This window comes from Staphylococcus sp. Marseille-Q1834 (assembly GCF_916858875.1).
Taxonomy (GTDB): Bacteria; Bacillota; Bacilli; order Staphylococcales; family Staphylococcaceae; genus Staphylococcus; species Staphylococcus pragensis.
Genome location: NZ_CAKASN010000001.1, coordinates 434737 through 460109, shown reverse-complemented (window position 1 = coordinate 460109; position 25373 = coordinate 434737). Strand labels below are relative to the sequence as shown.

The window sequence follows — 25373 nt, the reverse complement described above, 5'->3', positions numbered from 1 at the left end:
AAAGGAAAGAGAAATAACTATGACAATGAAAGAGAATAAAGGGACGTTTGGATTTATAGGCTATATGATTCTAGTGTTTGTCCTATTAATGATTGCGTTGTTAATTTCAATTTTAATAGGGGAAGCTAAAGTTAATTTCTCAACTATTATAGATGCGATTTTTCATTATAATTCAAAGAATCAACAGCATAATATTATTAGTGAAATACGAATTCCTCGTGATTTAGGCGCTATGCTTGTAGGCATGGCACTATCAGTAGCAGGGGCAGTTATTCAAGGTGTAACAAAAAATGGCTTAGCGGATCCAAGTTTAATTGGATTAAACGCAGGTGCCTCATTTGCATTAGCACTCACATTTGCATTTTTCCCTCAAGCACCATTTCTTATGATTATGTTTGCTTGTTTCATTGGAGCAATGTTAGGTGGTTTCATTGTATTAATGATTGGTCGTTCAAGACGTGATGGTTTTAATCCTATGAGAATTATCTTAGCAGGTGCAGCGGTCAGTGCTTTACTTACTGCGCTCAGCCAAGGTATAGCCTTAGTATTTAAATTAAATCAATCACTGACATATTGGACAGCAGGTGGTGTTTCTGGTACGACTTGGCCACAGTTATTATGGAGCGGCCCAATCATTATTATCGCAATTATTATTATTGTTGCGATAAGTAAACAATTAACCATCTTAAATTTAGGTGAATCACTAGCTAAAGGGTTAGGACAAAATATTACTCTAGTACGAGGTGTTAGTTTATTACTTACAATGGTTTTAGCCGGTGTTGCTGTAGCTATGGTCGGTCAAATTGCCTTTGTAGGTTTGATGGTTCCTCATATTGTTAGATTTTTAGTCGGTACTGATTATGCAAAAGTCATCCCTTTAACAGCCCTATCAGGCGCTTTATTAATGCTAGTTGCCGACACTATAGCGCGAATGTTGGGCGATGCTCCAGTAGGTGCTATCATTTCATTCATTGGTGTGCCTTACTTCTTATACTTAGTTAAAAGAGGAGGACGCACAATATGATACATCCTAAACTAAGACGTAAACAAATCATTACGCTAATTACCTTTGCTATCCTATTGTTTGTCGCGTGCACATGGAGCATTTCTTCAGGAGAATATAAAATACCAGTTGGACGCTTCTTTAAGACATTAATGGGTCAAGGTGAATACTATGATCAGCTTATCTTAATGCAATTTAGATTCCCGCGAATGTTAATTACAATTTTGGCAGGCGCAGCGTTAAGCTTAAGTGGTGCCATCATTCAAAGTGTAACCAAGAATCCAATTGCTGAACCAGGAATTTTAGGGATTAACTCAGGCGGTGGATTTGCAATTGCATTATTCCTAACAATTGGACAAATTCATCCAGATAATTTTATATACATGTTACCTATGATTAGTGTCATCGGTGGTATTGCTACAGCAATTATCATTTTCTTGTTCAGTATTAACAAGAAAGACGGTATCACTCCTGCTAGTATGGTATTAATAGGTGTAGGAATGAATACAGCTTTATATGGCGGTTCCATTACGTTAATGTCGAAATTTGATGAGGATCAATCAGAATTTATTGCTACATGGTTTGCAGGAAATATTTGGGGCGATGATTGGACATTTGTGATTGCTACGCTTCCATGGTTAGTTATTCTTATTCCATATTTAATTTATAAATCTAATACACTTAACTTGATCAATACGCATGAACATATTGCGAAAGGTTTAGGTGTCCGATTAGAAAGAGAACGCGTTATTTTATTCTTCGTCGCCGTCATTCTATCATCAGTCGCTGTTGCCGTTGCAGGTTCAATTGCATTTATTGGATTAATGGGCCCACATATTGCTAAATCCATTGTCGGTCCACGCCATCAATTATTCTTACCAATCGCTATCTTAGTAGGCGCATTCTTACTTGTCTTCGCAGATACGCTCGGTAAAGTGATTCTTGAACCAACCGGTGTTCCAGCAGGCATCGTCGTAGCAATTATCGGTGCACCGTACTTTATTTATCTAATGTATAAATCTAAACACATTTAACTTATAGCAAGGAATATTTTCTTTTTTATAAAGATATTCCTTGCTTTTTTTATTTTTGAAAATGCAGGACCAACCACGCCAAGCATTGAATGGATACTTAGAATATTGATTAAATTTATTGCATATTTGAAAAATGATAGCGTATACAAAATAGGTGCATTATAATGTAGGCAAAAGCTATAGCAAAAGATAACTAGAGGTGGATAATAATGGCAATAATCGTCATTGTGAGTCATAGTGAAGACATCGCAAATGGGACTAAAGCCTTACTGAATAATATGGCAAAAGGTGTTAAAATAATTACATATGGTGGCGTAGACCATGGCCTAAGTACGTCGTTAGATGAAGTTCAAAAGATATTGAATGATTTAGACGATGATGCTTTATGTTTTTATGATTTAGGTTCTGCAGAAATGAATATTGATTTAGCGATTGAAACGTACAATGGTCCTTATAATATTAAAAAAATTAATGCGCCAATTGTAGAAGGTAGCTTTACAGCAGCTGTTAAATTATCAGTAGGTGGAAGTGTGAATGACGCAATTGAAGAAATTGAGAAAGCTTCATTTAAGTCAGCTTCTTTTAAATAGAACAGCGGTTGGATATTAATACTTATTAGAGTAAACAAATTGAATGTTGATTAATTTATTTATAAAATAGAAAATGAAATTAATTGTGGTAAAATAATAGTATTGTAAAAACTAATATGGGAGGGCAATACCATGCAAGAGCGCATCAAGAATTATGTACTGAATGGTGAATTTGAACAAGTTAGACAACTTATGACTCAAGCTGACTTCTTAGATTTCGAAGAGGCTTATATTTCTTGCGCCCATGAACATGAAAGTATGATGTTTTATACATGTATCTTAGATATGATTAAATTTGAAGAAAGCGCTGAATTGCATGACTTGGCATTCCTATTATTAGTTTACCCATTAAGTGAAGTAGAAGGCGCGCTTGATTCAGCGTATTATCACGCACAATCTTCTATTCAGTTAACAAATGGTCAAGAAATTAAAAGTTTACTACAAATGTTATTACTACATGCTATTCCTGAACCTGTTATTTCAGATTCTGAAGCATTTAAAGTAGCTAAACAAATTTTAAAATTAGATCCAAGTAACCATGTTGCTAGAAACGCATTAAAAGAAACAGCAAAACACATGGATAACGTCGTGGTGGACATTAATGAATTACAACAATATGGTCGTTCTAATTAAATAAATTTAACGAAACCGGTATGAAGGGTAAGTATATTCTTTATACTGGTTTTTATTTATATATTTTTAAAAAGTGTATTTTTCCTCTATTACTAGTTACTCATTTATGAAAAAAACGTCGAACATTTACATTTTTAAGAAATAATTTAATTTCTTCTAATCGTTATCAGAATAGGTATGATAGCCCAAATCGTTGTCATTTAACGAATATACACTGTTGCATATTCTTATCAATACGTTATAATTCACAACGTGTCAAATATAAGGAGGTTATTATAACGCATGGGGTTAAATAAAGAAGCTATAAAAATTGGTTTCGCTTATGTGGGTATTGTGGTCGGTGCTGGATTCTCAACTGGCCAAGAAGTTATGCAATTCTTTACACCATATGGTCTATGGTCATATATTGGTGTATTACTTTCAGGTTTAATTCTTGGTTTCATCGGTCGTCAAGTTGCGAAGATTGGTACCGCTTTTGAGGCCACAAACCATGAATCAACATTACAGTATTTATTTGGGGAAAAATTTAGTAAGATTTTCGACTATATTCTTGTTTTCTTCTTATTCGGTATCGCTGTTACGATGATAGCCGGTGCAGGGTCAACCTTCCAAGAAAGTTTCGGAATTCCGACTTGGTTAGGCGCTCTGATTATGACAGTTATCATCTATTTAACATTATTACTCGACTTCAATAAGATTGTTAGCGCACTGGGAGTAGTTACACCATTCTTAATTATTATGGTAATTCTTATTGCCGTTTATTATTTATTTGCAGGTAGCGTTTCAATCAGTGAAGTGAATCAAACAGTAGACAAAACAAGTGTCTTCTGGGGTATTGTAAGAGGATTAATGTATGGCGGTTTAGCCTTTGCAGTAGGCTTTAGTACCATCGTTGCTATCGGTGGTGACGCAACAAAACGTAAAATATCAGGTGCTGGTGCAATGTTTGGTGGCTTCATTTATACTATCCTATTAGCATTAATCAATTTCGCCTTACAAGCAGAATATCCTCATATTAAAAATGTTGAAATTCCAACATTAACATTAGCTAATGATATTAATCCTTGGATTGGACTTGTACTTACTATTATTATGTTAGCGGTAATGTACAATACTATCTTAGGTCTATGCTATTCATTTGCTGCTCGTTTTACAGAGCCTTATAGCAAAAAATATCATATCTTCATTATCGTAATGATGATTGCTGCGTTTATCCTAAGTTTCGTTGGATTCGCAGATTTAATCAATTTCTTATATAACATTATGGGTGTTGTTGGTCTATTCATCGTTGTAGCTGTATTAATTAAATACTACCTACGTAAGAAAGACGATAAAGACCATATTGCATAAACCCAGACTTTACAATTTAGATTGAATGTTTTACCCTTAAAAGCAATTCGTGAACTTGATACGGATTGCTTTTTCTTTTTTTGAAAAGGCAGAACCAAATCACCAATCATCAGTTGAAAGGACTGCAAGGGATGACGAACCAACGTAAATGGCTAACCATCACAAGTATAGTTGTGTTAATTGTGGGAGGATTGGTAGCGTGGAATTTATATTCACATTATCAACACACAAAAAAACAACAAATTGCCCGTGAAAAGGTAAAAGTCGATAATCCGAACGTTAAACTTTTTCAAAATATAACTTACAATTCACATATACCAGGCAGTCAATTAGATATCATGACGCCTACTGACGTGGATAAAGATAATAAATTGCCTGTTATTTTTTGGATGCATGGTGGTGGTTATGTAGCAGGAGATAAGCAGTATAAGAATCCATTACTTTCGCAAATCGTAGAACAGGGCTATGTAGTCGTTAATGTCAACTATGCTTTAGCGCCAAACTTTAAGTATCCTACACCTTTGATCCAAATGGACGAAGCAGTACAATTTATCAAGAATAATAAAGAACATTTTCCAATAGATTGGAATCAAGTTGTGATAGGTGGAGATTCGGCTGGTGCACAATTAACAAGTCAATTCGTCGCAATGCAAACTAATCCCCAATTAAGACAAGAAATGAATTTTAAACAACAATTTACGCTAAAACAATTGAAAGGTGCTATCTTTTTTGGTGGGTTCTATGACATGAAGACAGTTAGAGCGACGGAATTCCCTAGAATTCAAATGTTTATGCGCAGTTATACTGGTAAAAGCCATTGGGAAACAGAGTTTAAGAATATTTCTCAAATGTCTACCATTAATCAAGTCACTAAAGATTATCCAGCTACTTATTTATCAGTAGGTGATGCCGATCCATTCTATAGTCAAAACATTGAGTTTTACCATAAGTTGAAAGAAGAAAATGTACCTGTCAGTACATTATTTTATGATGGTTCACATCATTTACATCATCAGTATCAATTTCATTTGGATAAACCAGAATCTAAAGAAAATATGAAGCGGGTTCTTGAATTTTTAAGTCGTAATACGTCATCTTCAGGTGTTGAACAACAGCAACAAGCACCACTAGATGGTTCGACGAATTCAGATAGCCATTTTTCATTATCACCTTATTAAAATTAACAAAAAACGTCCTGAGAATTGAAAGCAATTCCTATCAGGACGTTTTTATTATATTAGATGAATTAAATGTATGATTAAAATGAATCATTATGACTATGATTAGCGTATAATATATACTGTAATTATTCAGATGAGTAACTTGGCCATGACATATTTATTATAGTATTTGCCATCGATGTATAATTTGTCTTTAAGTTCGCCTTCAATGTTGAAACCAGCACCTTTGAAAAGTTCAACAGCACGGTCATTTTCAGGAACAATTGAAGCTTCGAGACGTTTAATGTCGTGATTAATTGCCCAAGCCTCTACAGCATTGATGAGTGCTAATCCTACACCATGTTTTTGATATAATTGACTGACACCAACTGTAAGCACGGCTTCATGTTTTGTACGCTCTAACTCTTCAGTGGTAACTAGTGCAGATCCTACTAATTGGTCATCTTGTTCGGCAACATAAATCGTATTACGTGGAGAGGTAATGATGCGTTCTAGATAGTCACTAATACTCGAAACACTTGGTGTGAACTCGCCAGGATTATAAAGTGTATAGTCAGATTCATCATAGATTTTACTAAGAAGTTTTATAAAAGCTTCAACGTCTTTGATACTGATTTCGCGAATGATATGAGCCATTTGGCTTCCTCCCAATGTAATGCATTTAAAAGGGATAGACTTTTAAATCTTTATAATTAAATAGATTTAGGTCTTCCTCTTATCTCAAAAGTTATTATACCAATAATTTTTGTATATACATATAATAAAAAAATTTCGAAAATTAAAGGAGTAATTCTGATTATGAAACCGAATGTATTATTAGCTGGCGGTAGCGGTTATATTGGTAAATATATTAGTAATGCAATAGAAAATGATGTTAACTTATATGCATTGTCTAAATATCCAAATACTAAAAAAGAACATAATAATCGCATTCAGTGGTTGCAAAGGGATATTTATAATTATGAAGATGTTGTAGCAGCTATGGAAGGAATGGACATTGCCGTTTATTATTTAGATCCGAATAAAAACTCTGCTAAATTAACTCAAGCAACGGCACGTGATTTAAATTTAATTGCTGCAGATAATTTTGCTCGAGCTGCAGCTAAACAAGGGGTTCATAAAATAGTGTACGTGAGCGGTAGTCGTTTCGACAGTGAAACGGTACAACGTTTGGAACGTTACGGGGTGCCTGTAGAAACAACCAATACGCAAATTAAACGGCCTCATATTAATGTAGAACTACAAGTATCTAAATATGATGATGTACGTACAGCGTTAAGAATTATCTTGCCTAGAAAGTGGACATTAACGCACATCGTTGATTATTTCTTTACATGGCTTAATGAGACACGAGGAACATTTGTACATACGCATAAAAAAGATGATAATTATGTTATTTATTCACGTAACAAGGATAAGCCGTTATTAATTTTAAAGAAGATGGAAAATGATGTTGGACTAGTTACATTACATCTTGTAGGCGGTTCATTGGTTAAACCTAATTTTAAAAAACAAGGGAAGTTAGAATTTCGCCAAATTAAGGGTACACGTCTCGTTATAGTCCATTTATACGACTACATTCCTAGATTATTCTGGCCAGTGTATTATTTTGTTCAAGCGCCAATACAAGGCTTAATTATGAGAGGATTTGAAATTGATTGTCGTATTAAACATTTCAATGGACGCGTCCAATCTGGAGAAAAAATGAAATATACAAAATGATAAGGTGATAAAATCATGCAAGTATTATTAGTAGAAGATGATCAAACATTATTCCAAGAACTGAAGAAAGAATTAGAACATTGGGATTTTTTCGTAACAGGTATTAACGATTTTAGTGCGGTAATAGAGACTTTTGAAGAAGCCAAGCCAGAAATTGTTATTATGGACGTACAATTACCTAAATACGATGGATTTTACTGGTGCCGTAAAATTAGACAAGTTTCTAATGTACCTATTCTATTTTTATCTTCTCGTGATAATCCAATGGACCAAGTGATGAGTATGGAACTTGGCGCTGACGATTATATGCAAAAACCTTTCCATACCAATGTATTAATTGCGAAGTTACAAGCCATTTATCGACGTGTATATGAATTTGGTGCGGAAGAAAAGCGTACACTGAATTGGCAAGATACAATAGTCGATTTATCTAAAGATAGCATTCAAAAAGGTGATAAGGTCATTTATTTATCTAAAACAGAAATGATTATTTTAGAAATGCTTATTCAAAAACAAAATCAAATTGTTACGCGCGATACCTTAATTACGGCATTATGGGATGATGAAGCTTTTGTCAGCGATAATACTTTAACTGTAAATGTTAACCGTTTAAGAAAGAAACTAGCTGATATTGAAATGGATACGCAAATTGAAACTAAAGTAGGTAAAGGTTACATGGCACATGAGTAATATAAAGTGGTTTTGGTTGTTTCTAAAAACACGAAGTAATTGGATATTTTGGATAGTTTTTTTACATCTCATTTTACTAGGTATTGCTTATATTGATTACGATATTGCCATTCGTAGCGTGGCTTATATTGTTTCGTTAAATCTTGGTTTAACGTGTGTATTTCTTGTTTTTACTTTTCTAAAAGAAGTAAAAATATATCAACATTTGCATAACAATAAAGAAATTGAAGAAATTAAGCATAAAGAGTTAGCGGAAAATCCATTTCAACATGAAATGGTGGATTATTTGTACCGCAAATTAACAAATCAAAAAGAAAAAGTAGTAGAACAACAATTGCATATACAAAATACAGAACAGTCATTAACTGAGTTTGTGCATGATATCAAAACGCCTGTTACAGCGATGAAGCTATTAATTGATCAAGAAGAAGATGTGGAACATAAAAAAGCACTATTGTACGAATGGGCGCGTATTAATGAGTTATTAGATAAACAACTTTATTTAACTCGTTTAGAATCGAAAAATAAAGATATGTACTTTGAATTAGTTCCTTTGAAGCGGTTGGTCATTGATGAAATTCAATTAACACGCCACATTAGTCAAGCTAAAGGGATAGGTTTTGATTTGAATTTTGATATTACACCTGAAGTGTATACAGATGTGAAATGGTGTCGCATGATGATACGTCAAATCTTATCGAATTCATTGAAATATTCTCAAAATCAAGATATTGTCATTCGCACTTTTAATCGTGATGATTATGTAGCATTGGAAATTAAAGATTTCGGAAGAGGCATTAGTAACAAAGATTTACCACGTATATTTGAACGTGGATTTACTTCTACAGCAAATCGTAATGAAACCACGTCTTCTGGTATAGGTTTGTATTTAGTTGATAGTGTGAAACAACAGTTAGGAATAGATGTGAAAGTAACATCTACTGTCGGCGAGGGAACTACTTTTGTATTAACTTTTCCGAAGCAAAATGAAATCACAAAACGTATGGGTCAAGTGACAACACTGTCATACTAAATACGTGATTTGTTATTTCATCTTCATTTCTATTATCACGTTAGAGGATATAATAAAACTGACTAAATTAGTGCGAAATTCTTAGCAATATTGAATATAAAGGAGAATGAGGTGAACTATCCAGTTGACAATATTAGAGGCAAAACAAGTAACAAAGACTTATGGCACGAAACAAACCGCGCAAGAAGTATTAAAGGGAATTGATTTAGCCATTGATGAAGGTGAATTCGTGTCTATTATGGGGCCATCTGGTTCAGGAAAAACGACTCTATTAAATGTATTAAGTTCAATTGACTATTTGACGCACGGCTCAGTGATTTTAGGAGAGCAACAATTAGAAAAATTATCGAATAAGGCGTTATCTGAAATTAGAAAGAAAGAGATAGGATTTATCTTTCAAGAATACAATTTATTACATACCTTAACAGTTAAAGAAAACATTATGTTGCCTTTGTCAGTTCAGAAATTGAGTAAACAAGAAATGAATGAACGGTACGAACGTATTACAAAAAGGCTTAACATTTTTGATATTAGTAATAAATACCCTTCGGAAATATCTGGTGGTCAACGACAACGTACGTCAGCGGCGCGTGCGTTTATTACACATCCAAAGATTATCTTTGCTGATGAGCCAACTGGAGCATTAGATTCAAAGAATACGCGAGATTTATTACAACGATTTCAAATGATTAATGAATTATATAATGCAACGATTGTAATGGTGACGCACGATCCTTTAGCGGCCAGTTTCTCTAATCGTGTAGTTATGTTGAAAGATGGACAGGTGTTCACGCAATTGTATCAAGGTGAAGATGATAGTCAAACATTCCATAAAGAGATATTACGTGCTCAAAGTATTTTAGGTGGGATGGTTTATGAGTTTTAGTCATATTATTTGGAAGAATTTTAAGCAAAACGTGACGCATTATGCTATTTATCTCTTCTCACTCATTCTTAGTATCGTATTATTTTTCAGTTTTATTACTATTAAGTATGTCCATCATTTACATATACATCAATCATTATCAATGGTGCGAGAAGGCTCTCAGATTGGGGGTTATTTTCTATTTATTATTATTATCGTTTTTATTATCTATACCAACATGTTGTTTATAAAGCGACGAAGTTATGAATTTGGGCTTTTACAGACAATAGGTTTAGATAAAAAGCGTATTATTTATATGTTAATGCTAGAACAAATATTTATTTTATTACTTACTGCTATTTTAGATATTGGGATTGGTATTTTAGGATCTAAAATTTTATTAATGATTGTATTAAAAATTTTAGGAATACATACCTCAGTCTCCATTGTCTTTAGTTTTCAAGCCATTGGACAGACCTTGCTAATTTTAGTGATGGCTTATTTTTTAATTATCATACAAGCCTGGATATATTTAAGTAAGCATTCCATTCAGAATTTGATGAAAGCTCACGAAAATAAAGATGAAAACCAAGTGACGCTCACTATTGGTGAAATTATTTTAGGTGTATTTGGCATCGTTTTAATTCTTGTAGGCTATTATTTATCAACGCGTTTCTTTGATCTGATAGATAATATATTTATACCTTTTATTATTTTATTTCTTACAGTTATCGGGGCTTACTTCTTTTTCGGAAGCACTGTGTCTCTCATATTAAAGATGGTGAAGCGTTTTAAAGGTGGCAACGTAAGTGTAAATGATGTTATTTTTACCTCGTCACTTATGTTTCGTATTCGAAAGAATGCATTCTCACTAACAGTGATGGCAGTTATTTCTGCAATTACAGTTTCTGTATTATGCTTTGCAGCACTCAGCCGAAGTTCATTAAACAATGAAGTGCTTCTAGAGTCACCCCATGAAGTAACATTGAAAAATGCAAATACAGCAAATGAACTTGGAATTGAATTAGCGCATCATCACATCCATTATAATTATGACTTTAAAGAAGTAGTTTACTCTCAATTATATAAAGATCATTTGTTTGATGTGAGTCCAGGTAGGCCATATGGTGTAACGATTACAAGTGACAAATACTTTTCTAATATTTCTTTAGGAAAAGGGCAAGCCACGCTACTTATACCTAAAGGTGTAGCACACGGATTAATGCAATATAGAGAACATGGCACAGCAATCATAGGCACTAAGAAACACAACGTCAAAATTAAACTAAATAATGTAGTAAAGAAAATTTATTTTGAAGAAGATGTGGATTTAGGTGGACCTACATTAGTGCTTAATCATGAAGAATATAATTACCTTAAAGCACATTCAAAAAGTAAAAATATTGTATCGCAATATGGTTTTGATTTAAAACATAATAAAGATCTTCCTAAACTAGAACGAATAGTGAGTAATTTAAATAAAGATGTTCAAACAAGAAGTCAAGTTGTAAGTGAAATATCTAGTTTAACTGGTATTTTATTATTTGTTTCATCATTCTTAGGCGTCGCGTTCTTAATAGCCACAGGATGTATTATTTACATTAAGCAAATTGATGAAACTGAAGATGATTTAGAAAACTACTCAGTATTACGTAAATTAGGATTTACTCAAAAAGATATGGCCCAAGGCTTAAAATTAAAAGTAGCGTTTAACTTCGGTTTACCATTAATTATTGCATTGCTACATGCCTATTTTGCAGCCTTAGTATTCATGAAGTTAATTGGGTTTGGTAATCAAAGGCCTATTTTTGTAGTTATGGTCATTTATACAATAATCTATAGTATTTTTGCGATTATAGCTTACAACCATTCAAAGCGAACAATTAATCACTCAATTTAGAAAAATTGAGCTAATGTTTTCTGTTTGTAAAGAATTTGTAAATGTAATTGTGGATATGTAAATTTTGTGATATTTTCAAATAGGGACAAATTCAGTATTAGAGTCTTACATTTAAAAAAAGTAAAACATTATATTTACATAAAATTTACAAATTGTCAGAAATAGGCATTTGAAAGTTCTTATCGTAAATGTATTCTGTATATTTAATTGTCTTACAACGAATAAAAATTAACAATGTGGTTGGTAACAATCGCTAAATTGGAGGCTTTATAATGTTTACTAAGAAAAAGGATAAGTTCATGGTTCAATTAGAAGAAATGGTATTTAACTTGGATCGTGCAGCAGTTGAATTCGGGAAAATGGATTTCAATACGCATTTAGATTTAAAAGCTTATTCTGACAACATCAAAACATACGAGTCACATGGTGACGAACTTATGCATCAAGTTATTACAGATTTAAATCAAACATTCATTACACCAATCGAACGTGAAGATATTTTATCTTTATGTAACGCTATCGATGATGTACTTGATGCTATGGAAGTAACAGCTGGTATGTTTGAAATGTATTCAATTGAATACACGGATGAATATATGGCTGAATTCGTAGAAAACATCCAAAAAGCAGTAGCAGAAATGAAATTAGCTGTAGGATTATTAGTTGATAAAAAATTATCTCACATGCGTATTCATTCTATTAACATTAAAGAATTTGAAACAAACTGTGACGGTATCTTAAGACAATCAATTAAACATATTTTCAATAGTGAAACAGATCCAATCACATTAATTAAAATAAAAGATATTTATGAAAGCATGGAAAAAATAGCAGATAAATGTCAAGTTGTAGCAAATAACTTTGAAACGATTATTATGAAAAATAGCTAAGGGAGTTTTAATTTATGGATTATGTACTAATTGTCACTATAGCTATCGTTGTATTTTCTTTAATCTTTGACTTTATCAATGGTTTCCATGATACAGCCAATGCGATTGCTACAGCAGTATCTACACGTGCATTAACGCCAAGAACTGCGATTTTATTAGCAGCGATTATGAACTTCGTCGGTGCGTTAACATTTACTGGCGTAGCTGGTACTATTACTAAAGATATTGTAGATCCGTTCAAATTGCATCACGGTTTAGTGGTAGTATTAGCAGCAATTGTAGCAGCGATTATTTGGAACTTAGTGACTTGGCTTTATGGTATTCCTAGTTCTTCTTCACATGCATTAATCGGTTCAATAGCAGGGGCCGCTATTGCTGCTCAAGGATTTGGAGTACTTCATTATCAAGGTTTTACTAAAATTATTATCGTATTAATTGTTTCACCAATTATCGCGTTCTGTGTTGGTTTCATTATGTATACATTAGTTAAAATCATCTTCAAGAATGCGAACTTAACGAGAGCAAATCGTAATTTCCGTTTCTTCCAAGTATTTACTGCAGCATTACAATCATTCTCTCATGGTACAAATGATGCACAAAAATCAATGGGTATTATTACGTTAGCCTTAATCGTCGCAGGTGTTCAAGATGGTGCAAATGTTGAACCTGCACTTTGGGTTAAAATAGCCTGTGCGACTGCGATGGGTCTAGGTACTGCCATTGGTGGTTGGAAGATTATTAAAACAGTTGGTGGAAACATCATGAAAATCCGTCCAGCTAATGGTGCAGCTGCTGACTTATCATCAGCATTAACAATTTTTGTTGCTTCATCATTACACTTCCCATTATCAACAACACACGTTGTATCTTCATCAATCCTTGGTGTAGGGGCTTCTAACCGAGCAAAAGGTGTTAAATGGAGCACAGCACAACGTATGATTATCACTTGGATTATTACATTACCAATCTCTGCTCTTTTAGCAGCAGTTATCTTCTGGATAATGAGTATATTCTTATAGAAATCGATTCGAAGTAGCTACAGTAAAAAATTCCTAGTAGACTAACAACATCTGTTTAGATGATTTAGTGTACTAGGATTTTTGTTTATCTATAAATACCTGTTTACTGAGAGGGAAAATTTGAGTATGTACGAACTGATCTTGAGATTTTAATCTAAGCAAGTATGGTAACATTAATCATCTAAGCATTTCTTTAAAGCCTCCAGACTGAGTTGGACCTCTTAATTTATTGAAGTGAGAAAAAGTTATTTATATAAAGTTATCCCCTCCATAACGTTTAATTATGGAGGGGATTTCTATGGTTTTAGACTTTAATCATTATTTTAAAATAAATTAATAAATTAATGAATGTAATTATAACTTGAAACTACTGATGCAGGAATAATACGTGTGTTTGTGTTGTAAGGTCCATTTAAATAGTTCATTTCAGAGACTACAATACTTCCATCTGCATTCACGCGTTCTACGTATGCTACATGTCCATAAAAACCAGCAGTAGTTTGCATAATTGAACCCACTGTAGCTACATGGTTAACTAAATAACCATCTTGTGCAGCATTTCCTGCCCAATATTTTGCATCAGACCAATATGTACTAATTGGTAAGCCAGCTTGTGCACGACGATTGAAGACATACCAAGTACATTGTCCAGCTGTATATAAATTTTGATGACTGTATGTAGGAGAAGTATAACTATTACTTTTGTTAGTTGTATTAGCCTTAGGAGCAGTAGCTGTAGAAGTAGTGCTATTGCCACTAGGAATTTTTAATTGTTGATTTGGCGTAATTAAATATCCAGATAAATTATTGGCTTTCATGATGGCATCTACTGAAACACCATATTTATTAGCAATAAGATAAAGAGAATCGCCTGATTTCACTGTATAGACTGATGATGAAGTAGAAGCGGTATTTGTACTTGAAGTAGAAGCACTAGAATTACTTGAACCGCCAACTGTAAGTACTTGCCCAGGGAAAATAAAATTATTGGAAAGGTTATTATTCTGTTTAATACTATCTACTGATGTATTGTATTTCTGGGCGATACTCCATAAAGATTCGCCAGCTTGGACAGTGTGTTGTGTCGACGCTTCAGCGTTATGATGAGAAAATAATGCGACGGCCCCAGATGTAACTGAAACTGCGAATGCTAACTTTTTCAAACTTGATATCCTCCTCGAGTCCTAATAATTATTATAAATTAGTTTTTTTACTTAAATACTTATCATTTCATTCATATATCACGTAAATATGTTATCAAAATTTTTAACTAGTTTGGGCATTGTTATTATCTTGTAATATTATTAACATTTGACTTGTTTTTTGTAAAAGAGTTTCTCCCGTTGATACACGTGAGTTTGAAGGCTTTGTAATAATATATATTTTTTATAAAAGAAGAAAATTGTAACATTTCATATTCATGTAACTTCTAAAATTTACAATTAAAATAGGTGAAAATGATTATAGTAATGCTAAAACATTGCTAAATTAAAAAAAGAAAAGGTAAGAAAGAGATTGGAACTTTTAAAATTCAAGGATCATAAGTTACAATCAAAATGACAGAGAAAATAAAATTTATTAAAGAGAGGTTAGAAACATGGCAGATTCTTCAAATGCTTCTCAGCAGACTACTTCTAGAAATAAGCAAAAACATAAATCACACGATAGTCAAAGTGCTCATGCTTATTCTAAAGTTTGGCTCTTCTTCACATATTATTGGATAATCTTTGGAATAGGTTGCTATTTTGGCCAATATTTACCAATGGAATGGAGAAGACCGTTATCAATTGCTTTATTTGTGCTTATTTTAGCTACATTATTTATTCAACGTGCACGTAAATATGGATTAATTATTTCGCATATCTATGCTATTATCATAGGTTTATTATCATATGCCACTTTCACGACATATATTCAGAATTTAGGTGCAGAAGTATTTTATAAAAACATTTTATTAGCGATAGGTGCCTTTATTGTATTTGGTATTTTAGGCTATTTTATTATTAGCGACGCTTCAAGTTTAGGAAAGTATTTATTTGTAGCATTCATTGCACTTATTATTGGTGGTTTAATTGGAATGTTTGTACATAATCCAATTTATCATACTGCCATTACAATTATTGGTCTTATTCTATTTTTACTATATACCTTATATGATTTTAATAGAATGAAGAGAGGTAATTTTACGCCTAGAGAAATGGGGTTCAACCTCTTTATCAATTTATTAAATATTATTAAAGATGTGTTAAGATTAGCAAATCGCTTTAAAAACTAAAATTTAGAATATATAATATCTTATTATATATCAGAGATGTTGACGGATTGTTTTCAATCTTTTCAATTTTGTAGAGTAATTATTTATTATGACAAGTTACTTTATATTTGTAAGAATTGATGGCAATTAACGTGACATCTTTTTTTAGCTTTTTTGAATATTAATTTAATAAAAAAATAAACTTAATTTATATATAGGTGTATTTTTGATTTAGTTTTAATATTGTGGTAGATTTACATTTAAACACTAAATCAATATGTTTAGGAAAAAATAAATCGGTCAAAAGAGTAAAGCTAGCATGAAAAGAAAGAGGTGAATGTATGTCCAGTGCCTATTTTCATTTATTAACCAAACATGAATATAGTATGAAACGCTGTCAAGATGGAATAATACTTCTTTTTCCAATAGAAGGTCAGTTGAAAGTAAAACACTTCACAAAACTGGTTACTGTAGATGATGAGATTTATATTATTAATAATTCAGATATCTTTTCTATCAGAGAAAATACTAAGACTATTATGCTATATATATCTAGTGATTGGTTTAGAGAACAAGGTTATAAATTTTTCGATTACAAGTATTCAATGAATTTAGTCAATTCGGTGAATGCGATAAAACGATCTTTATTGCAAATAGCAGATAATTATTTAAAAAATACTGCCACAACAGAAGATGAACAACCTATTGAAGATATCGTTAATATTATCGGCAAACAAGGTAGTATTGAAAAAAATATAGCGAATAATCAGTATAATTTCTCATACTATGGTGAGCTAAGTGAAGTATTGAAATATATTAATGACAATATAACTGAAAAGTTAACTTTAAAAGATATATCCTCTAAATTATTCACATCTAAATCCAATCTGTCAGCGCAATTTAATCAATTATTAAATATAGGCTTTAAAACATATATAGATACTCTTAAAATAGCTAACTCTTTTGAATTATTATTAACCACTAATGATACTATTAGTTTAATTAGCGAAAAAGTTGGATTTAGTAATGCTTCGAGTTACTCCAAAACGTTTAAAAGTTATGTAGGGATTACTCCAAATGATTATCGTTCCTGTAATAAGTATGAAAAAACGATATTTATGGATTATGAAAGTCATATAGATGATGACTTACATAAAATTGAAAATCTCATTAACTTAAAACAACAATATTATCAACAAAAAATTGAACATAAAATTTATGTTGATTCTAAAATAGATGGTACAGTACATCCCTATTACTTAGTTGTACAAGTTAATACGGTTGAAGAAATTCGATTATTATTTTTAGAAGAATTTGCTCGTGTACTTTATCACGAAAATTCTACACTGAAATTTTATTTAAAAGTCGATATGAAAGATCTTAAAGAACAACTTACTGAGGATGAATGGCAGCAACTCTTTAAATATATTATTGAGAATAAGTTAAATGTTAGTTTTAGATTAGAAGACTTAGAATTAATAAATTTTTTAGAATTAAATTATGAAAATGTATTAGACTACTTCACTAAAAATAACATCCAAGTTCAAGAAGAACATGTATTAGGCTTAGTGTTTGATTTAGAGAAAATTAACTTAAAATCGATATATAGAGTTATTTTAAAAATTCAACATAAGACAACCCGATTTTCATTCGGTTTGGAAATAAGCAAATTGCTCAATGATCCTGTTCTATTTAAAACATTAGAATCTCAAATAAAAAGAGTGAATTTTGAATTTTTATACATCGATAATGCTAAATTGAAAATGCCATACCTTGTAGAAGAAAATAACCGTTTGTTAGTGAAAAATATTTTACGCTATCAAAATATAAGGGACATTTTAAAACAAATAGATTTAGAAGAGCAAAAGTTTATATTTTTAAACTTTGAAAATCATCATTTCTTAAATAGTGACCACAACGTTTTAACTAATAGTGCGCCTTTATTAATGGAAACATTTACTAAAACAGCATGTTATTTTAATGGAATCGGTTTTAATTTTAAGCACTATTCTAATCTGTTTAATGCGTTACACTTATTTGATGAAAATGGCTTTAAGACTATACTAGGAACAATTATTAATCAACTTATTATAATGAGCAATTATCCTAAATATATTAAAGATAATTATATCGTTATTAACAATGGGACTCACTACACAATTTTTGTATATGATTGGCGTGTATCTGAAAGTGAGTCATTAAATGCTGACTATGATCAAACGGATATTTATTTAGACTTTAAAAATGAGGAATACAAACGGAATTACTTAGTTAAAATTCAAAAAGTCGACGATTTCCATGGTAATATTGAGCATGTAATTGCAAAAGACATTATAGACAAATATGACTGGTCATACAATTTCTTAAGAAAAATGAATCATTCAATTCATCCAGCATATAAAATTATTGAACATCAATTTAAAAATGAACCGTTAAAAATACAACTAAACTACAATGGTCTCATTATTATTAAATTATATAAAGATAAAATGATATAAATAAATAGTTTTACACAACAATATTTAAGTTTGTTAGTAAATTCGACAAATATTTCTAAACAAATGCAAACGACAGGGTTCCAAATATGAAGGATAATAGATATTAAGTTGTCTGCTTATATTTGGAGGTGCAAGTAGCATTGAATGATGACAAATTGAATAAATTACTCGAATTCTACAAACAATATAAAGCATTGTCAGAATATATCGATAAACAATATAAGTTGACATTAAATGATTTAGCTTTATTAAAACTGGCTCACGAACATGCTGCGAAAGAACAAATTTTAATGCAGTCTTTTTTAAAGATAGCAATCGAAGAGCTGGATTTAAGTAGAACTAAATTATTAGTTTCAATACGCAGACTTATAGAAAAAGAAAGATTAAGTAAAGTTCGTTCAACTGAAGATGAGCGAAAAATTTTTATCTATATGGATAAAAAGAATATTGAAAAATTTGATGCTTTATTTAATGATGTGGAAAAATTTTTAAACATTTAAAAAAATTGGGAGAGTACTGACAAAGATTATGCTTTGTCAGTCTTTTTTTGTGCTTTAATAAAAAAGAAAGTAATAAATAGGTAGCCATTATGTGACACACCTACTTTAGACAACACTAGAGTAATACTATATAATAAGGATTATTGAGTATGAAAGTGAGATGACATTATGGGACGTAAATGGAACAACATTAAAGAGAAAAAAGCCCAAAAAGATAAAAATACAAGTAGAATATATGCTAAATTTGGTAAAGAAATTTATGTGGCTGCAAAATCAGGTGAGCCTAATCCAGAATCTAACCAAGCATTAAGATTAGTGCTTGAAAGAGCTAAAACTTATTCTGTACCAAATCACATTATCGATAGAGCAATCGATAAAGCAAAAGGCGCTGGAGATGAAAACTACGATCACCTACGTTATGAAGGTTTCGGTCCAAGTGGCTCAATGTTAATCGTTGATGCTTTAACGAACAACGTAAACCGTACTGCCTCAGACGTAAGAGCAGCTTTCGGTAAGAATGGCGGAAATATGGGTGTATCTGGCTCAGTAGCCTACATGTTCGACCATACTGCTACATTTGGTATTGAAGGCAAATCAGCTGACGATGTCCTTGAAGCATTAATGGAACAAGACGTAGATGTAAGAGACGTTGTAGAAGACGGCGATTTAACCATCGTTTACGCTGAACCAGATCAATTTGCACAAGTGCAAGATGCTTTACGTCAAACAGGTGTTGAAGATTTCAAGATTGCAGAATTTGAAATGTTACCACAAACAGATATCGAATTATCTGAAGAAGACCAAGCTACATTTGAAAAATTAATCGACGCACTTGAAGATTTAGAAGACGTTCAAAACGTATTCCATAACGTGGACTTAAAATAATGAATGTTAACGCAGAATATTGGATAAAGCATCTTAATCTTACGCCCCATCCAGAAGGTGGCTACTTTAAAGAAACGATGCGAGAACATATGAGTAACTCAGAAAGAGCGCCATTCAGTAGCATTTATTTCCTACTGAACACAGGCGATATCTCGCACTTCCATCGCATCGATGCCGATGAAGTATGGTACTATCATGCCGGCGCACCTTTAACAATTCATATGATTACACCAGACGGCGATTATCAAACTGCACAATTAGGTCCTTTTTTGGAAAAGGGGAATGTATTACAACACCTCGTGCCAAAAGGTACCATCTTCGCCTCAAGTCTAACTGATACAGAAGGTTATAGCTTGGTAGGGTGTATGTGCCAGCCAGCATTTGAATTTAACCATTTCGAGTTATTCACCCAAGACGAGTTACATCATATGTATCCCGAACATAAAGAAATCATCCAGCGCTACGCTTTACCACACAAGTAAGCTACACCGAGCACCCATCACTCGCCCCCAAAAGGCGAGTGGTGCGTGTCTCCGTGTAGCTTTCTTACATTAACAAGCCTATCATTCAGCACTACCTAGCAATTCATTCGCCAATTCTACAACATATGCTAACTTCGCCCATTGCTCTTCCTCAGTAAGGCGGTTACCTTCTTCAGTAGAGGCGAATCCACATTGAGGACTAATACAAATATGGTCTAAATCGACATATTGTTGTGCTTCTTTGACACGTTGCTTAATTAATTCCTTATCTTCAAGTTCCGGCGTTTTCGATGTAATTAAACCAAGCACGGCATACGCCTGTTTATTAAAATAACGTAAAGGCTCGAAATCGCCAGAACGATCATCATCGTATTCTAGGAAGAAACCATGCAAGTGTTCTTTAAACAAATACGGCGCAATGGCTTCGTAACCACCAGAAATCGCCCACGTAGATTGATAATTACCACGACAAATATGTGTCGTTAATACCAAATCATCGGGTAAACCGTCTACTGCTTCATTAATCACTTTATAAGCAAGTTCTCTAGCTTGTACTTTTTCTTCATCAGTACGTTGACGTCCACGTACTTTTTGAGTACCTTCAGTTAATCCTGCCCAATACACATCATCGATTTGGATATAACGTGCACCTAAATCATAAAATTTTTGTAAGGATTGGTGATATACTTTAGCGATATCATGCGCAAAGTCTTCAATATTAGGATAAACATCTTCATTTAATATATTAGGGTGGAATAATTGGTTAGGACTAGGAATAGACACTTTAGCTGTAGCGCGTCAATCTACTTTGTCATATAAAAATTTAAAATGCTCAAAGTGGGGGTGTTGAGGATTATAGCTGACTTTATCCACGACTTTCACATTATGTGCACGTGTTTCTACACCTTCAAATTCTAAACCGTGTTCAGGTGTATAACCTTCTACGCCATTAATATTTTCTAAGAAATCAAAGTGCCACCAACTACGACGGAATTCACCATCAGTAATACTATGTAAGCCAATCTCAATTTGTTTTTCAATAATACGTTCAATTTCTTCATTTTCAATTTGTGTTAAATCTTCTTGAGAAATTTCATTATTGCTAAATTTAGCGCGTGCCTCTTTTAAGCGTTGAGGACGTAAAAGACTTCCAACGTGATCAGCTCGAAATGGTCTAATTGACATAAGCAAAACTCCTTTACACTCTATTTAGAATTTTCTGACAATGTAAAATAAAGTTATCAAATACGAGTATTTTTGTCAATTTTCCCTAAAAGATTAATAGATGTAGTAAAATAAATATGAAAACTTTAATGACTATATGTGCGAATTACAAATATATACGACTTAAGATGACATCACTAGGTCAGTTTAATATAATAATGACAAGGAGTTGGTGGCTTTATGAAAATAAAATACATAGATAAACGTCACTGGCGTCGCCTTATTGAACGTGATTACATAGAGGTTAAGGTAAATAATAATAGATTTAAGGGTATTATTGGCTTGGTCACGATGAAGAAGGTTCGCGAACCTTTAGAGGTGACGGTAGTAGGCCAGAATATAGTTGTTGCTAAAGATAACTATCAATGGTTACAAATCTTGCCGGAAAAGAAACGTTATAGTATTACAGCAATGTTTGATGATAAAGGTCAGCCGTTGGAATACTATTTTGATATTAATATTAAAAATATTACGCAAAAAGGGAATGCGAGAACATTAGACTTATTTTTAGATGTTTTAGTCTTACCCTCCACAGGCGAATATGAACTCGTAGATGAAGATGATTTAGCTTTGGCTTTGGAAAATGGACAAATCACTAGAAAACAATATCATGAAGCCTATATGATTGCGCATCAATTAATGATTGAAATCAGTGAGAACTTTTCGGAAGTCAATCAGCGTATTATGTATTGTTACAACAAAATGGTGAGCAAATTGGATAAACCAAACAAACCCAATCATTCAAATAAACCAAGTGAAATCACTCATCATAAAACGTATAAGCATCATATGAAACAAAATAAATCACATCTTAAATAGTGCACATTGCACTTCGCACATCGCACGTATATGTATCCTATGTGCAATGAATGTGACATCTTAAGCGTTGTTTACTACATCATTAGTTTAATTATTATAAATGACCTTCACTATCATTTATCTTAACAGTCATAGCCATATTCGTGGATAAACAGAAGTAGGGGGAAGCTATGAAAATAGAGGATTACCGTTTATTAATTACATTAGATGAAACAAGAACGTTGCGCAAAGCTGCTGAAATTCTATATATTTCACAACCTGCAGTAACACAACGTTTAAAAGCCATTGAGCATTCATTTGGTGTAGACATATTTATTCGTACAAAGAAACAACTTATCACAACTACAGAAGGTGCAATGATTATTGAGCATGCACGTGATATGTTAAAACGTGAGCGATTATTTTTTGATAAAATGCAAGCCCATATTGGCGAAGTCAATGGGACAATATCGATAGGCTGTTCATCGTTAATAGGACAAACCTTGTTACCAGAAGTGCTTAGCTTATATAATTCACAATTTCCAAATGTAGAAATCCAAGTTCAAGTAGGATCAACTGAACAGATTAAAGCGAATCATAGAGATTATCACGTCATGATTACACGCGGAAATAAAGTGATGAATTTGACGAATAGTCATCTCTTTGATGATGATCATTACTTTATTTATCCGAAAGAACGTCGTGAAGAAGTATCTAAACTACCATTTATTGAATTTCAAGCTGATCCAATTTATATTAATCAGATTAAAGAGTGGTATAATGAGAATCTTGGTCAAGACTATCACGCGACGATTACGGTTGACCAAGTTGCGACATGCAAGGAGATGTTAATCAGTGGTGTTGGGGTAACGATATTACCGGAAATTATGATGAAGAATATCGATAAGAATTTATTTGAATTTGAGAAGGTTAATATCGATTCACAACCACTTATCCGTTCAACTTACATGAGTTATGACAGTAGTATGTTACAACTTCCACAAGTTGAATCATTTGTTACGCTTATGCTTAACTATATTCGATAATAGTTTCTAAATAGTGCAATTGATTCGAAGAACTGAGGTGTATTCTATGTTTACAGCATTATTGCATATTAAAAACTATAAGTTATTTGTTGTAAATATGATGTTATTAGGAATGGGGATCGCCATTACGGTGCCTTATTTTGTTTTATTTGCAACGAAGGAATTGGGGATGTCTACTAACCAATTCGGACTACTGCTAGCTTTAGCGGCAGTCAGTCAATTTACGGTGAATTCTATCGTAGCGCGCTTTTCTGATACACATCAAGTGAATCGGAAAGTATTAATTATAAGCGCATTGTTGATGGGAGCCATCAGTTTTTCAATTTATTTTTATATACATAATCAATGGTTATTTATTATTGTGTATGCTATTTTTCAAGGGTTATTTGCACCGGCTATGCCTCAACTTTATGCATCTGCAAGAGAGTCTATTAATGCGTCCTCGTCCAGAAATAATGCCAAGTTTGCTAATACCGTATTGCGTTCTATGTTCTCATTTGGATTTTTATTCGGTCCTTTAATTGGCGCATACTTAATTCAATATTCAGGCTACGCAGGCCTCTTCGGCGGTACGGTTATTATTCTTTTATTTACATTAGTACTTCAAATTTTCTTTTATAAGGACTTGAACTTAAATCCACAAGATCAAGTAGGTGGCACAGCAAATATTGAGAAAACAGCCCCGAATATGTTGAAGGATAAAACACTTTTTATTCCATTTATTGCCTTTATCTTATTACATATTGGTCAGTGGATGTATACAATGAACATGCCTTTATTTGTCACTGATTATTTAAAAGAACAAGAAGGATATGTAGGCACATTGGCAAGTTTATGCGCCGGCTTAGAAGTACCATTCATGGTGATTTTAGGTATACTATCAGCGAAATTTGCCACGCGCACGCTATTGATTATTGGCGCGATTAGCGGTGGTGCTTTTTACTTTAGTATTGGTGTATTTGAGAACATTTATATGATGATGGTTGGCCAAATTTTCTTAGCATTATTTTTAGCGATTCTATTAGGACTAGGAATTAGCTACTTCCAAGATATTTTACCTGATTTCCCAGGTTATGCATCGACGCTATTTGCGAATGCGATGGTAATTGGTCAATTGTTAGGAAATTTATTAGGTGGAGCTATGAGTCATTGGGTTGGTTTGGAGAATGTGTTCTTCGTTTCAGCGACATCTATTTTCTTAGGCATGATTTTAATCTTGTTTACTAAAGATCAAAAATTTACAGAAGCGGATGTGAGAGTGGAATAATGGATATCATACTATGGATTTTAATTATATTAGCATTTATCATTGCTTTTATTGGATTAATTAAACCAATTATTCCATCTGTACTTATATTATGGATTGGTTTTTTAATTTATCAATTCGGTTTTCACGATAAAGGATTATCATGGATATTCTATGTAGCGATGATTATATTTACCGTCTTCATTTTATTATCAGACTTCATAATGAATAAATATTTCGTAAATCGATTTGGTGGCTCTAAATTAGGTGAATACGTCGCATTAATTGGCGTTATTGTAGGATGCTTTGTTTTACCACCATTTGGTATTATTATCGTGCCATTTGTAGCAGTATTAGTCGTTGAATTAATACAAGATTTTGATTTTGGAAAAGCTCTAAAAGCAAGTTTTGGCTCAGTAATGGCCTTCTTGGCAAGTACAGTAGCACAAGCCATCATCATGGTGATCATGGTCATTTGGTTCTTCATTGATGTGTGGTTTGTAGGATAGTTAAAATTTAAAATATATAAT

24 protein-coding genes and 1 pseudogene are annotated in these 25373 nt (G+C 32.6%); 22 read left to right on the top strand and 3 right to left on the bottom strand.

Annotation, left to right across the window (positions count from 1 at the left end):
- Positions 1-19 precede the first annotated feature (19 nt).
- The 6 genes from LIX58_RS02370 to LIX58_RS02345 all read left to right on the top strand — a co-directional run bounded on the left by LIX58_RS02370 (position 20) and on the right by LIX58_RS02345 (position 5788).
- Positions 20-1024, top strand: coding sequence for a FecCD family ABC transporter permease (locus LIX58_RS02370; RefSeq protein WP_154836469.1), 1005 nt, complete (start codon positions 20-22; stop codon positions 1022-1024).
- A complete protein-coding gene (locus LIX58_RS02365) occupies positions 1021-2037 on the top strand; it encodes a FecCD family ABC transporter permease (protein WP_126565018.1) in 1017 nt (338 codons plus the stop codon). Before LIX58_RS02370 ends, LIX58_RS02365 begins: the two co-directional genes overlap by 4 nt.
- Before the next feature lie 209 nt (positions 2038-2246).
- Complete coding sequence (dhaM, locus tag LIX58_RS02360) at positions 2247-2627, top strand: dihydroxyacetone kinase phosphoryl donor subunit DhaM (protein WP_126565019.1); 381 nt, start codon at positions 2247-2249, stop codon at positions 2625-2627.
- Between the two features lie 132 nt (positions 2628-2759).
- The gene (locus LIX58_RS02355; protein WP_126565020.1) at positions 2760-3260 is read left to right on the top strand and encodes a hypothetical protein; all 501 of its coding nucleotides are present in this window, start codon (positions 2760-2762) and stop codon (positions 3258-3260) included.
- A gap of 282 nt (positions 3261-3542) precedes the next feature.
- A complete protein-coding gene (locus LIX58_RS02350; protein ID WP_226386036.1) occupies positions 3543-4610 on the top strand; it encodes a hypothetical protein in 1068 nt (355 codons plus the stop codon).
- 131 nt (positions 4611-4741) lie between these two features.
- Positions 4742-5788 (top strand): alpha/beta hydrolase, encoded by a 1047-nt coding sequence (locus LIX58_RS02345; RefSeq protein WP_126565022.1) that lies wholly within the window; start codon positions 4742-4744, stop codon positions 5786-5788.
- 132 nt (positions 5789-5920) lie between these two features.
- On the opposite strand, the gene LIX58_RS02340 is transcribed toward LIX58_RS02345, so the two are convergent.
- A complete protein-coding gene (locus LIX58_RS02340) occupies positions 5921-6427 on the bottom strand; it encodes a GNAT family N-acetyltransferase (RefSeq protein WP_126565023.1) in 507 nt (168 codons plus the stop codon).
- Positions 6428-6589: 162 nt separating this feature from the next.
- Here LIX58_RS02340 and LIX58_RS02335 point away from each other — a divergent pair, with 162 nt between their 5' ends.
- The 7 genes from LIX58_RS02335 (at position 6590) to LIX58_RS02305 (ending at position 13910) form a co-directional block, all read left to right on the top strand.
- Positions 6590-7513 carry an NAD(P)H-binding protein gene (locus LIX58_RS02335; protein WP_126565024.1) on the top strand — a complete coding sequence of 308 codons (924 nt, stop codon included), beginning with the start codon at positions 6590-6592 and terminating at the stop codon, positions 7511-7513.
- A 15-nt stretch (positions 7514-7528) separates the two neighbouring features.
- The gene (gene graR / locus LIX58_RS02330) at positions 7529-8203 is read left to right on the top strand and encodes a response regulator transcription factor GraR/ApsR (RefSeq protein ID WP_126565025.1); all 675 of its coding nucleotides are present in this window, start codon (positions 7529-7531) and stop codon (positions 8201-8203) included.
- Complete coding sequence (locus LIX58_RS02325; RefSeq protein ID WP_126565026.1) at positions 8196-9236, top strand: sensor histidine kinase; 1041 nt, start codon at positions 8196-8198, stop codon at positions 9234-9236. Before graR ends, LIX58_RS02325 begins: the two co-directional genes overlap by 8 nt.
- Positions 9237-9360: 124 nt before the next feature.
- A complete protein-coding gene (locus tag LIX58_RS02320; protein ID WP_126565027.1) occupies positions 9361-10122 on the top strand; it encodes an ABC transporter ATP-binding protein in 762 nt (253 codons plus the stop codon).
- Entirely contained in the window at positions 10112-12001 is a 1890-nt protein-coding gene (locus LIX58_RS02315) for an ABC transporter permease (protein ID WP_226386035.1), read from the top strand. The genes LIX58_RS02320 and LIX58_RS02315 overlap by 11 nt, the downstream gene beginning before the upstream one ends.
- A gap of 272 nt (positions 12002-12273) precedes the next feature.
- Entirely contained in the window at positions 12274-12891 is a 618-nt protein-coding gene (locus LIX58_RS02310; RefSeq protein ID WP_103298500.1) for a DUF47 domain-containing protein, read from the top strand.
- 14 nt (positions 12892-12905) lie between these two features.
- Positions 12906-13910 (top strand): inorganic phosphate transporter, encoded by a 1005-nt coding sequence (locus tag LIX58_RS02305; protein WP_126565029.1) that lies wholly within the window; start codon positions 12906-12908, stop codon positions 13908-13910.
- Between the two features lie 341 nt (positions 13911-14251).
- Here LIX58_RS02305 and LIX58_RS02300 read toward each other — a convergent pair whose 3' ends face one another.
- On the bottom strand, positions 14252-15073 hold the full coding sequence (locus LIX58_RS02300) for a LysM peptidoglycan-binding domain-containing protein (RefSeq protein WP_126565030.1): 822 nt from the start codon (positions 15071-15073) through the stop codon (positions 14252-14254).
- Positions 15074-15507: 434 nt separating this feature from the next.
- Here LIX58_RS02300 and LIX58_RS02295 point away from each other — a divergent pair, with 434 nt between their 5' ends.
- From LIX58_RS02295 to LIX58_RS02275, 5 genes are all read left to right on the top strand, one after another.
- Positions 15508-16185, top strand: a complete 678-nt coding sequence (locus LIX58_RS02295) for a Bax inhibitor-1 family protein (protein ID WP_126565031.1) — start codon at positions 15508-15510, stop codon at positions 16183-16185.
- 320 nt (positions 16186-16505) lie between these two features.
- Positions 16506-18662 carry a helix-turn-helix transcriptional regulator gene (locus LIX58_RS02290; protein ID WP_226386034.1) on the top strand — a complete coding sequence of 719 codons (2157 nt, stop codon included), beginning with the start codon at positions 16506-16508 and terminating at the stop codon, positions 18660-18662.
- Between the two features lie 140 nt (positions 18663-18802).
- Positions 18803-19162: a transcriptional regulator, SarA/Rot family gene (locus LIX58_RS02285; protein WP_126565033.1), complete on the top strand. Its 360-nt coding sequence runs from the start codon at positions 18803-18805 to the stop codon at positions 19160-19162.
- Between the two features lie 168 nt (positions 19163-19330).
- The gene (locus LIX58_RS02280) at positions 19331-20047 is read left to right on the top strand and encodes a YebC/PmpR family DNA-binding transcriptional regulator (protein ID WP_126565034.1); all 717 of its coding nucleotides are present in this window, start codon (positions 19331-19333) and stop codon (positions 20045-20047) included.
- A complete protein-coding gene (locus LIX58_RS02275) occupies positions 20047-20529 on the top strand; it encodes a cupin domain-containing protein (RefSeq protein ID WP_126565035.1) in 483 nt (160 codons plus the stop codon). The genes LIX58_RS02280 and LIX58_RS02275 overlap by 1 nt, the downstream gene beginning before the upstream one ends.
- Before the next feature lie 81 nt (positions 20530-20610).
- Here the strand turns inward: LIX58_RS02275 and LIX58_RS02270 are convergent.
- Positions 20611-21714, bottom strand: a pseudogene (locus LIX58_RS02270) (5-methyltetrahydropteroyltriglutamate--homocysteine S-methyltransferase).
- Positions 21715-21933: 219 nt separating this feature from the next.
- On the opposite strand from LIX58_RS02270, the gene LIX58_RS02265 reads away from it, so the two are divergent.
- The 4 genes from LIX58_RS02265 to LIX58_RS02250 all read left to right on the top strand — a co-directional run bounded on the left by LIX58_RS02265 (position 21934) and on the right by LIX58_RS02250 (position 25352).
- Complete coding sequence (locus LIX58_RS02265) at positions 21934-22572, top strand: DUF402 domain-containing protein (RefSeq protein WP_126565037.1); 639 nt, start codon at positions 21934-21936, stop codon at positions 22570-22572.
- Between the two features lie 170 nt (positions 22573-22742).
- Positions 22743-23597, top strand: a complete 855-nt coding sequence (locus LIX58_RS02260; protein ID WP_126565038.1) for a LysR family transcriptional regulator — start codon at positions 22743-22745, stop codon at positions 23595-23597.
- Between the two features lie 46 nt (positions 23598-23643).
- Complete coding sequence (locus LIX58_RS02255) at positions 23644-24864, top strand: sugar efflux transporter (protein WP_154836476.1); 1221 nt, start codon at positions 23644-23646, stop codon at positions 24862-24864.
- Entirely contained in the window at positions 24864-25352 is a 489-nt protein-coding gene (locus LIX58_RS02250; protein WP_126565040.1) for a DUF456 domain-containing protein, read from the top strand. Before LIX58_RS02255 ends, LIX58_RS02250 begins: the two co-directional genes overlap by 1 nt.
- Positions 25353-25373 lie beyond the last annotated feature (21 nt).